The following is a 10,410-nucleotide window of genomic DNA, read 5'->3' as shown; positions in this document are numbered from 1 at the left end:
CGGCCAGCGGCAGCACCTGAAAAGCCGGCTGCGGGGCGCGTTCCACCCCAGGCGGAGCAGCGGCGGCCGGTTGGGGTGCTTCGACCGGCACGGGAGAGGCGGTTGTCACCCCGGCGGGAGGCTGGCTGGCAAGATAGCGCTGCACATCGGCGGACTGCACCCGGCCGCCAGGCCCGCTGCCGGTTACATCCGCCAGCTCCACGCCGGCTTCGCGCGCCAGGCGGCGCGCGGCCGGTACGGCGCGCACTTTTCCGCCCGGCTGACGGCTGAGCGCGGCTTCCACATCGCGGCGGGTGATCTTTCCGCTCGGACCGCTGCCCTGAATGCCCTGCAGTTCCAACCCAGCCTCGCGGGCAATCCGCTCGGCCAGCGGCGTGGCTTTAACCTGCGGCGCACTTTGCAGCGGAGCAGCAGCAGACACTTCCGCCGCCGCGGACGGCGCAGCCGTTGCCTGCGGGGCTGAACCTGCCGCTGCGGGCGCCTGTTCGCCCGGCGCCAGAATGTAGCAAATCACCTCGGTGACCGGCACCACATCCCCTTCTTTATAGCGCAGGTCGGCAAGAATACCGCTGGCTGGGGCTTCCACTTCCATGTTGACCTTATCGGTGGTCACCTCGGCAATCGGGTCGCCGGCTTCCACCGCATCGCCTTCTTTCTTCAGCCAGCGGACAATCTCCGCCGTCTCCTGCGTGAAACCGAATTTGGGCATAATCACTTCGCGCGCCATGCTCCGCCTCACACCTTCAACGCCGCCAGATTGCGGGCTTCTTCGAGAATATTTTCCACCTGCGGCACGGCATGATATTCCAGGTTGCGGTTGTAGGGAATGGGAATATCCAGCCCGCCCAGACGGCGGATGGGTGCTTCCAGATAGTCGAACGCCGAACTTTCGGCGATCCGCGCGGCAATCTCGCCGCCAAAACCCGCCATTTTGACGGCTTCATGCACGATCAGCACCTTGCCGGTCTTGACCACCGATTCCAGAATCGGCTCATCATCCAGCGGGCGCAGCGTGCGCGGGTCAATGATTTCAACCTCGATGCCTTCCTGCGCCAGTTTTTCGGCTGCCTGCAAGGCGCGCTGCACCATGATCGAAGTCGCCACAATGGTCAGGTCTTTGCCGGGGCGCACCACATGGCTTTTGCTGAGCGGTACGCGGTACATCTCTTCCGGCACCGGCCCTTTGATCTTGTAAAGCAGCTTGTGTTCGACAAAAATGACCGGGTTATCATCTTCGATGGAGGCAATCAGCAATCCTTTGGCATCGTAGGGAGTGCTGGGCATGACCACTTTCAGCCCCGGCACATGCACAAACCAGTTTTCCAGACTTTCAGAATGCTGCGCCGCCGCTCCGGTGCCGGAACCGCCCGGCATGCGCAGAACAAACGGCACTTTGGCTTTGCCGCCGAACATGAAGCGGATCTTGGCAGCCTGCAACACCAGCTGTTCCATGCTGAGCGTGACAAAATCCATGAATTGAATCTCACCGACCGGGCGGAAACCGGTCAGCGCCGCGCCGATGCACGCCCCGGCAATGCCGGCCTCCGAAATGGGAGTATCTATCACGCGCTCCTCACCGAACTGCTGAATCAGCCCGGCGGTGGCACCAAACGCCCCGCCGTACACACCAATATCCTCGCCGATCAGGAAGACGGTTTCGTCCTCGCTCATTTTTTGAAAGAGGGCTTCGCGGATGGCTTCGACGTAGGTGATTTCACGCATAAACTCCCTCCAGAATAGTGCTGAGATCGGGTTCCGGGCTGGCGTTGGCAAATTCGACGGCGTCTTCGATAACGGCTTGCGCTTTTTTGACCATTTCCTCGTACTCGGCTTCGCTCATATCCAGCAAATGGGCAAGGCGGTGAATCGGATCGCGCGCCTGCCACTCCTTGACCTCATCACGGGTACGGTAGGCCTGGCGGTCGCTCTTGGAATGTCCCTTCCAGCGGTAGGTCAGCGCTTCTACCAGCGTCGGCCCTTCCCCGCTGCGCGCCCGTTCGCCGGCGGTGCGCACCGCGTCATACACCGCCAGCACATCGTTGCCGTCCACGGTCAGGCCGGGAATGCCGTAAGCAGACGCCCGCTGGCTGATGTAACGGATGTTGAAGGCTTTTTGAACCGGCATGGACATGGCATACTGGTTGTTTTCGCACAGGTAGATGACCGGTAAATCCCAGATGCTGGCCATATTCAGCGATTCGTGAAACGCACCTTCGTTGGCAGCGCCGTCCCCGAAGATGGTCAGGCAGACCTGCCGGGTTTTGCGTTTGCGGATGCTCAAGCCGACCCCGACCGAAATGGGAATGCCGCCGCCGACGATGCCGTTGGCGCCGAGGTTGTTCATCTCCACATTGGCAATGTGCATCGAACCGCCCCGCCCGCGGCAGTAGCCGGTTTCTTTGCCCAAAAACTCGGCCATCATCAGGCGCACATCACTGCCCCATGCCAGGCAGTGCCCGTGTCCGCGATGGTGGTTGAGCAGGTAATCGCCATCCTGCATGGCTGCGGAAGCGCCTACGGCAACCGCTTCCTGCCCGATGGACAGGTGCATGGTACCGTGCACCAGCCCGCGCGCAAACAGGTCTTCGGCTTTTTCTTCAAAGGCGCGGATGATATTCATCTGCAGAACCCACTCCCGCAGGCGGGGTTCTCCCAATTCTTCGATCAGCCGCTGGTGATTCGGCTGATAAATTTCGGTTTCCACCAGAGAAGTCCATTCCATAATTACTTTGCCTTTTCTCCTTCAATGTATTTCTGAATGCGCAGTGCAGCAATTTCATCGGTCACGAGATGGTTAATGAAGCCTGCCCGGCTGGCTGCCAGAATGGGCAGCGCTTTGGACTGCCCGCCTGCCACCCCGATCCGCACCGGAATACCGCGCAGCGTATCGGCATCCACACCGACAATGCAGCGGGTCAGCGGGGTATCAATCAGGTTGCCCTGAATGTCAATGTGAATGGCACACACATCCCCCACTGCACCGGCCTCGCGCAGGGATTCCAGCTGGCGGTAATCGAGATAACCGGCGCGCAGCAGGCTGGCATATTCAAAATCCACCGTGCCAACCCCCACCAGCGCCAGGTCAATTTGCGAAAAATGATGAATGACCCGTTGAACGTGGGGGGCGTTCAACAAAGCCGTGCGGGTCGTTTCGCTGTCCACAATCAACGGCAGAGGCATGGTCGCATACTGTCCGCCGAGCAGCCGCGCCAGACGGCGCGCCAGCTCCGGCCCGTCAATATCCGGGTTGGGGGTGCCCAGCGAGCCGATCATCTGCACCACCCGCAGCCCTTCCAGGGTTTGGGTGCGCACGGCGTTGACCGTTTCGAACAGGGCGGTGCCCCACGAAGTGCCGATGGTGATGTGTTCGTGCAGGTGCTCTTCCAGCATCAAAGCGGCCATGGCGCCCAGGCGGCGCAGCATTTCGGTGTGGGTCAATGCCCCGCGCTGTAAAACCCGCACCTCTTTCAGACGCAGCGCATCCTGCAAATAGATTTCCAGTTCGCGCACGCGCTGCAGCGGGTAATGAATGCGGATTTCAACGATGTTGTTTTCGCGCGCCTCGCTGATCATGCGCGAAATCATCGAACGCGAATAACCGACCTTTTGAGCGATCTGGCTCTGGGTCAGGTTTTGCTCGTAGTACATTTCGGCAATCCGGGCAAGCAGTTCAATACGCTGCGTTTCCATGGCGGGGGGTCGTGGCAAAATCGGGATTTCCAATAATTTACAAAATTGTAAGGAAAAATACAATACATTTGTGAATTTTTTTCACAATTGTGAATTTAGACAACGAGCGGAAAAGTTGTGAACACCGGCTCTTTACTCCTTAACAAAAACGTTAACTTCGCGCCTTCCGGCTATTCCGTATAATTTTTATAATCGTTTTCTTCACCCGGACGGGCAGAAAGGAGTAAGGCGATGCCCGCGCGCAAGTTCTTTTCCCTTTTTCTTTTTACTTTTCTATGTATCTTGACCGCGCTGATCTTTTCATCGCTTCCAATAAGCGGTCTGGCCGCCCCCCTGCTGCAAAGCGGCTCAACGCCGGTCTATCTGCCCTTCATTGCCAAGCAAAGCGGCGCAACGGAGTGGACGCAGCACGCCCACGATGCGCAGCGCACCAGCTTCACCCAGCAGGTGGTGGCGACCCCCTGGCGGCTGAAGTGGATCTGGAACGGCCCGGATGGGCAGGGTAAGGTTGCCAGCGGCAAGTTTGGGCTGCCGCGCAATGTCCAGCCGGTGACCGGCGGCGGGCGGGTGTACGTTGCCGCCGGTCCTCGCGGTGTTTACGCCCTGAATAACGCCAACGGTCAGGTGCTCTGGCAGCAGAACAGCATCGGGACGGTCAACTCCACGCCGGCCTACGACCCCTCCGGCGGCACCCTGCTGGTCGTTTCCGCCAACGGCCGGCTCTACCGCCTGAACGCCGCCACCGGCCAAATCCTCAACCAGTACAACACCGGCAGCGCCAGCCCGCTGCCTCTGCCGCCCGCCCTGGCCGGCGAGACGGTCTTCTTCAGCATGGGCAATCGGGTCTATGCCCTTGACCGCACCACCCTGACCCTCCGCTGGCAGTACGATGCCGGCTCGCCGGTGGAAACCCCGCCGGCTTACTCGCCTGCTGCCCAAACTGTCGTTGTTGCCAGCCAGGATTTGTACGTTCACGCCGTAGATGCCAGCAGCGGCGCGCGCCGCTGGCGCGTCAAACCCACCCCCACCCAACCCGGTGATCCGGGCGATAACTCCAGTTTCGCCGAGGTCAAAAACGGCTGGCCGGTGATCGCCGAACAGCACGGGCTGGTGTTCATCCGCTACCGGCTGCACTGGCAGTCTATATGGAATTTCAACCCGGATAACTTGCAAAATAACAGCCAGATACGCCAGTTCTTTTTGAACAACCGCTCCGACCAGCCCTTGTTCGCCCTGCGGCTGAGCGACGGCAGCCAAGCCTTCATCCCCAACGTCGGCAACGGCGGTTTTGGGGACGGCGGCTACCTGCCGATGGGACCGATGCCGGTCATCGCCCGTCTGGCGGACGGCAAGGAAGCGGCCTACATTGTCGTGCGCGCCGGCCCCTGCGCGGCAGACCCGTGCGACTCGCGCTATGATTCCCATCTCGGCGAAATGATGCTCGACGGCCAGACGGTGAGCGGATTTCAGGCCGGCGATGTCCGCTTCATGCAAAACACCCACTTTCCCACCGATGAGCAGCCCTTCGTCAGCATGGCCGGCGATATGATTTTTGCCGCCCACTGGGAAGCCGGCATTGCCCACCAGATCACCGACCGCTCGCCCGGGCGCGGCGCGACCACCACCAACCCCATCCGCGTCAGCAACCTGCCGCACATCGCCAACTCCCAGGATCAAGACGCCTGCGGCAGCGGCTTTTTGACCAGTCACTACTGCGCCAGCGGGCTGATCAACACCCGCAACTGGCCGCCCGGTTTTTACATTTACTGGCAAGAAACAGAGATAGACGATCAAGGCAAACCAATAACGGTTTACGACAAGTACTGGAGCGAGTACGCCGCCTGGGTGGTCAGTAACGATACGATTTACTTCGTCAGTACAGACGGGGCCGTGGTTGCGCTGGAACACGGCCAGCCCGCCGTCAGCAGCCTGACCGCGCTGCCCGTTTCCGCCGACCTCGACCAGCCGGCTGAACCGCCGGTGCTGGATAAGCCGATTTCCCACGAACAGGCTCACCTGTACGCCGGCTGGGTGGCTGCCGTCGAGGGCGAACTGGTGCGGGTATTCAACAACGGCAAGGCGGTCTACCTCTCCTTTGTTGAACCGCACCAGCGCCGCTTTGTGGTGCGCATCATGAAGGAACACTGGGGGGCTTTCGACCAGCCGCCGGAAACCCTCTACCGCCCCGGCCAGCGCGTGCAAATCCGCGGTCAGATTGGGTGGTACCAGGGCGGGCCGGTCATCTATGTGACCAGCCCCGAGCAGATTGTCATCGAAGGAGGCGAGTGATGTCCGTACCCGATTCCGAAACCGTCATTCTAATCACCCGCAACGGCATGGGGGATGCCGAACCCGAGCTGCAGCAAAAACTGATCGGCAATTACTTCAAGCTGCTCGACCAGAACGATGTCCTGCCGGCGGCGATCTGCTTTTACGCCAGAGGGGTTTTTCTGGCAGTGGAAGGCTCGCCTGTGCTGGATTCGCTGCGCTCGCTGGAAGCCAAAGGAGTGCGCCTGATTTTGTGCAGCACCTGCCTGAATTACTACAACCTGACCGAACAGGTGCAGGTCGGCATCATTGGCGGGATGACCGACATCATCGAAGCCCAGCGCCGCGCCGGCAAGGTGATAACAATTTAGGGGGATTGACGATCAATTTCAATCATCTAAAAACAGGAAACAACCACTTAGTTACAGAAACTCGACTCTAACAACTCGTATCCCTTTGGATATTGAGTTTTATATTCGGTTTGGGTTGTTCTAATCATGTTACATAAATAAAGTTTTTGGGTTGCATCACTATCCAGTCTTTTCGTATAATCGAGTGCAATATCGAGATTTCCAACGTATGCTTCTGCTAAAATGAAGGGTATCCATTCAATTGAATCAGCCGGTCGCAAACCTAATTCGCGCGCACTACGACCCAGATCCAAAACTGTCTGCCAATCCTTCTTCTGACGAGCTAACTCAGCCTTTTGGTAATAGTAGCACCATTCATGAGCGGGTTCAGGCCCGAATATGTCCATTGGGGGAATAACACTTTCTCCATCTGTGATTATTCTGTCAATCTTGGAATAGGGAGCAACCAGATAGTGCTGCTCTCTATCATGGATAGAGTACTCAGGAGCCATCCCATTCGCAACATGTAAGCAGGACCAGGTCGAAGGCATTGTTACAACAAGAGTATTATCGTAATCCATTATCGTCACAAAACCACGTCGCTCTCTTGTATCTTGGCTTCCAATGCGAATTTTCTTTATCGCATCAAGATTCGGCACAACCGCAGATATCTTTAAAGGATTAGTGTTTGGAGATTTTTTTGATTGATCATAAATTAGATTCGCAGGCCCCCACACCAAATAATCTTCTGGTATGCTCGCATCCGCATAACGGACATACAGTACTGTACCGGACTTAACATCAGGGGCACGCCAGGCCATTTGCCACCAAAAGGTTCGAATAGACTGCCATGTACTGACAAAATGGGTTGCATTGGCAAAGTGGACAGTCACGGCTATACCGACCAATAAACTGGACAAAATTAATCGGGTCTTATTCTTTTGTATCAGAAATATCAAACCGACAATGACCATCACACCCCCAATTGAGCCAGGAAGAGAAAACCGAGAAAAATTATCGAAAATTACATGGCGATTACCAAAAACATGAGGAAGGGAAGAGATTATGATTGTCAAGCTGCCAATAATCAGAATATCTTTACTCCAAGTGTACTCATCTTTTTCTTTACTATCTACGCAACTAGAATATTTTGAAAGTCCTATCGCGACGAATAGAAAAAATAAAAGCATCGCTATACCGCCTGTTATTGCAGCTGACCAAAAATCTCTTTGTCTCAGGGGAAATACAAGATCATAGGTGGGTACGGCCCATGCAGAGAAAGTTATATTAAAAAAATCTTGCAAAAGGTAGCTAGTCATTCTAAGAGCTCTTAGAAATGGCGATGCTGTTAAGTCGTTGAGCATGGAACCGATGTCTGTGGTACTGCGTAAGTTATTGAAAAGAAATACCCTCCAAAAAAGGAACAACGCCGATGCAATCATGGACAAACCACCATGAAATAATAAAGTTGCAATTTGTCCCAAAAAGTTTTTCTTGATACCCACCTTGTTTTTCCTGCATAAGTAAAACAGTAGGATGAAACGAAATCCTTCTATTCCAATGTAGTACTCCATTAGTGACATGTAACCAAGTGCCAGTACTGCAGAAAAGATCAACAGGGTGATTTTTATTGGTAGAGAGTGCGTGAAATAAGCTTTTATATTCAAGCCTATTGAAATTAGTGCTACAGAAAAAGCAATGATGTGTGATTGATAGTCAAACGCGTTCGGCTGGTCTAAAAACCCCGGATAGATAAGAAACAATGCGCTGATTATCACAGCCCCAATTTTTTGGTGGGGCCATATCATTCTTAATATCCAGTAAAATGCCAATGCCCCCAAGGAACGAATAACAAAAGCGCTGTAGCTATACAATGGGGCATTATTACTAAAAAAAGAATAAAACATGCTAAATTGATAGGCGCGCGCCGGACGGTCAATTGCAAAGATATCAATTAATTTCTCAACACCTTGAGAGTTTAGTCCATACAAGAGATACCAATCGTCGTTATAAAATCCAAATTTGTGGGCAAGTAAAAGATATGATAGAACTGCGGGAATCAAAATAGCCGAATAAGCTGAAACTGTAACAATTATTTTCGATACAAATGGGTGAATCGAACGTAGACTATTTGGATTTTTCATGTGGTACCTCGATAGAGATTTTTACAAAAGGAATTACTGTAAAGCGAGGTATCAAACACTGATCAACATTGTAAAAGGTCAACATTAAAATGTCTCTTTTCTTGACAATAAGTATATCACGGCCTGATTCACGCCTAGAATAACATGACTGACAATTGAGGAGTAGAGCATAACAGGACACTCGAAATTTAATCTACAAAACCTTTGATGTCCTTAATCGCGATGATTAATTTGAATACCCTAACTGAGCAGGTGGGTCGTTGTTTGTATTCCTAGTGCTGAGATTAAGGTCAGTTTTGGATGTCTGTAGATCAGCAGTGAATATTCAATTACCCAGTCAATTTTGAATTTTGTTTTGCATCCTTCCCAAAAAACCTGCTTGACTCGCCCGATTCTTTTTGCTATACTGATTACGCAAACGTTTGCGCAATCGTTTGCGGAGGATGTATGCCCACCATTCGAGAGGTCGCCTCGCGTGCCGGGGTCTCCCCCACCACCGTTTCCCACGTCATCAACAATACCCGCTTCGTTTCCGCCGATGCCCGCCAGCGCGTGCTGGACGCCATGGCCGAACTCAATTACCGCCCCAACGTGCTGGCACGCTCGCTGCGCCGCGGTGAAACCCGCACCCTCGGCCTGATCCTGCCCGACAGCGCCAACCCCTTCTTTGCCGAAATTGCCCGCGCCATTGAAGACTCCGCTTTCCGCAACGGCTACAACGTCATCCTCGGCAACAGCGAAAACGAACTGACCAAAGAGCAGGTTTATGTGGATGTGCTGGTCAACAAGCAGGTGGACGGCTTGATCTTTGTCGCCACCGGCGATCACAGCCCCTCTTTGGAACAGCTGGTGCGCGACGGTCTGCCGGTGGTGGTAGTGGACCGCCGCCTGACCGGCCTGGATGTGGATACCGTGCTCACCGATAACCTGCAGGGCGGCCTGACCGCCACCCGCTACCTGTTAGACCTCGGTCATCGGCGCATTGCCTGCATCACCGGCCCTTCCAACCTCACCCCCAGCGCCGAGCGGGTGATCGGCTACCGGCAGGCACTGCAGGAACGCTCCCTCCCCGTGGACGAATCCCTCATCCGAAAAGGCGATTTTCACCCCCATTCCGGCTATCTAACCGTCAGCCAGCTGCTCCACAGCGCCCCCCGCCCGACGGCTTTCTTCATCTGCAACGATATGATGGCGATCGGCGCATTGCGCGCCCTGGCTGAAGCCGGCCTGCAAGTCCCTCAAGATTGTTCCCTGGTGGGTTACGATGACATCGAACTGGCTTCCTATGTTACCCCGCCCCTCACCACCATCCGTCAGGATAAAAACGCCATGGCCGATGCCACCGTGCAGCTGCTTCTGGAACGGATTGCCGATCCCGGCTTGCCGGCGCGCACCCGCATCCTGCCCATCCGGTTGGTGGAACGTCAATCCACACGGAGGATCGCATGAATCATACCCTTGTTGTTGTTGGCAGCTTGAACATGGATCTGGTGGTGCGCGCACCGCGCCACCCCCGCCCCGGAGAAACGCTGATCGGCAGCCAGTTCCAGACGTTTCCGGGTGGAAAAGGCGCCAATCAGGCAGTGGCTGCCGCGCGGTTGGGCGCCCGGGTGCGCATGATCGGCCGAGTCGGCCAGGACGCCTTTGGGGATGCCCTGCTGCAAACCGCCCGGCAGGACGGGGTGGATACCACCTTCATCCGCCGTGATCCCCATGCCGCAACCGGTGTTGCTCTCATCACCCTGGATGAAGCCGGACAAAACACCATTGTGGTCGCCTCCGGCGCCAACATGCAGGTTTCGCCGCAGGATATTGAGCAGGCGGCAGCCGCCTTTGAAGGCGCCAGCCTGCTGCTGATGCAGCTGGAATGTCCGCTGGAGGCCGTCGAAGCCGCCGCTGAACTGGCTCGGCGGCGCGGCATTCCGGTAGTGCTCAACCCGGCGCCGGCACGCCCGCTG

At 55.8% G+C, this 10,410-nt stretch carries 9 protein-coding genes; 4 read left to right on the top strand and 5 right to left on the bottom strand.

Features of this window, described 5'->3' with window-relative positions:
* From VAE48_RS17155 to VAE48_RS17140, 4 genes are all read right to left on the bottom strand, one after another.
* The coding region (locus tag VAE48_RS17155; protein ID WP_322794559.1) for an E3 binding domain-containing protein at nucleotides 1–727 on the bottom strand (727 nt) is incomplete at its 3' end.
* Between the two features lie 8 nt (nucleotides 728–735).
* Nucleotides 736–1,722 (bottom strand): alpha-ketoacid dehydrogenase subunit beta, encoded by a 987-nt coding sequence (locus VAE48_RS17150; RefSeq protein WP_322794558.1) that lies wholly within the window; start codon nucleotides 1,720–1,722, stop codon nucleotides 736–738.
* Nucleotides 1,715–2,722, bottom strand: a complete 1,008-nt coding sequence (locus VAE48_RS17145) for a thiamine pyrophosphate-dependent dehydrogenase E1 component subunit alpha (RefSeq protein ID WP_322794557.1) — start codon at nucleotides 2,720–2,722, stop codon at nucleotides 1,715–1,717. The genes VAE48_RS17150 and VAE48_RS17145 overlap by 8 nt, the downstream gene beginning before the upstream one ends.
* A gap of 2 nt (nucleotides 2,723–2,724) precedes the next feature.
* Nucleotides 2,725–3,708 carry a sugar-binding transcriptional regulator gene (locus VAE48_RS17140; RefSeq protein WP_322794556.1) on the bottom strand — a complete coding sequence of 328 codons (984 nt, stop codon included), beginning with the start codon at nucleotides 3,706–3,708 and terminating at the stop codon, nucleotides 2,725–2,727.
* Nucleotides 3,709–3,921: 213 nt separating this feature from the next.
* Between VAE48_RS17140 and VAE48_RS17135 the strand changes: the two genes are divergently transcribed.
* Together VAE48_RS17135 and VAE48_RS17130 are read left to right on the top strand one after the other, a co-directional pair.
* On the top strand, nucleotides 3,922–5,979 hold the full coding sequence (locus VAE48_RS17135; RefSeq protein WP_322794555.1) for a PQQ-binding-like beta-propeller repeat protein: 2,058 nt from the start codon (nucleotides 3,922–3,924) through the stop codon (nucleotides 5,977–5,979).
* The gene (locus tag VAE48_RS17130) at nucleotides 5,979–6,329 is read left to right on the top strand and encodes a DsrE family protein (RefSeq protein ID WP_322794554.1); all 351 of its coding nucleotides are present in this window, start codon (nucleotides 5,979–5,981) and stop codon (nucleotides 6,327–6,329) included. Before VAE48_RS17135 ends, VAE48_RS17130 begins: the two co-directional genes overlap by 1 nt.
* A 47-nt stretch (nucleotides 6,330–6,376) precedes the next feature.
* Here VAE48_RS17130 and VAE48_RS17125 read toward each other — a convergent pair whose 3' ends face one another.
* Complete coding sequence (locus tag VAE48_RS17125) at nucleotides 6,377–8,452, bottom strand: hypothetical protein (RefSeq protein ID WP_322794553.1); 2,076 nt, start codon at nucleotides 8,450–8,452, stop codon at nucleotides 6,377–6,379.
* 447 nt (nucleotides 8,453–8,899) lie between these two features.
* On the opposite strand from VAE48_RS17125, the gene VAE48_RS17120 reads away from it, so the two are divergent.
* Both VAE48_RS17120 and VAE48_RS17115 read left to right on the top strand, forming a co-directional pair.
* Nucleotides 8,900–9,901, top strand: a complete 1,002-nt coding sequence (locus VAE48_RS17120; protein WP_322794552.1) for a LacI family DNA-binding transcriptional regulator — start codon at nucleotides 8,900–8,902, stop codon at nucleotides 9,899–9,901.
* A partial coding sequence (locus VAE48_RS17115) for a ribokinase (RefSeq protein ID WP_322794551.1) occupies nucleotides 9,898–10,410 on the top strand: 513 nt, incomplete at its 3' end. The genes VAE48_RS17120 and VAE48_RS17115, both read left to right, overlap by 4 nt.

Source organism: Bellilinea sp. (assembly GCF_034432615.1).
In the GTDB taxonomy this organism is placed as follows: Bacteria; Chloroflexota; Anaerolineae; order Anaerolineales; family Anaerolineaceae; genus Bellilinea.
The sequence above is the reverse complement of the archived record's forward strand: the minus strand, read 5'-3'. Positions and strand labels throughout refer to the sequence as shown.

Coding starts and splice junctions, on each gene's coding strand:
- VAE48_RS17150 (WP_322794558.1), bottom strand. CDS start 1,722: ATGCGTGAAATCACCTACGTCGAAGCCATCCGCGAAGCCCTCTTTCAA.
- VAE48_RS17145 (WP_322794557.1), bottom strand. CDS start 2,722: ATGGAATGGACTTCTCTGGTGGAAACCGAAATTTATCAGCCGAATCAC.
- VAE48_RS17135 (WP_322794555.1), top strand. CDS start 3,922: ATGCCCGCGCGCAAGTTCTTTTCCCTTTTTCTTTTTACTTTTCTATGT.
- VAE48_RS17130 (WP_322794554.1), top strand. CDS start 5,979: ATGTCCGTACCCGATTCCGAAACCGTCATTCTAATCACCCGCAACGGC.
- VAE48_RS17125 (WP_322794553.1), bottom strand. CDS start 8,452: ATGAAAAATCCAAATAGTCTACGTTCGATTCACCCATTTGTATCGAAA.
- VAE48_RS17120 (WP_322794552.1), top strand. CDS start 8,900: ATGCCCACCATTCGAGAGGTCGCCTCGCGTGCCGGGGTCTCCCCCACC.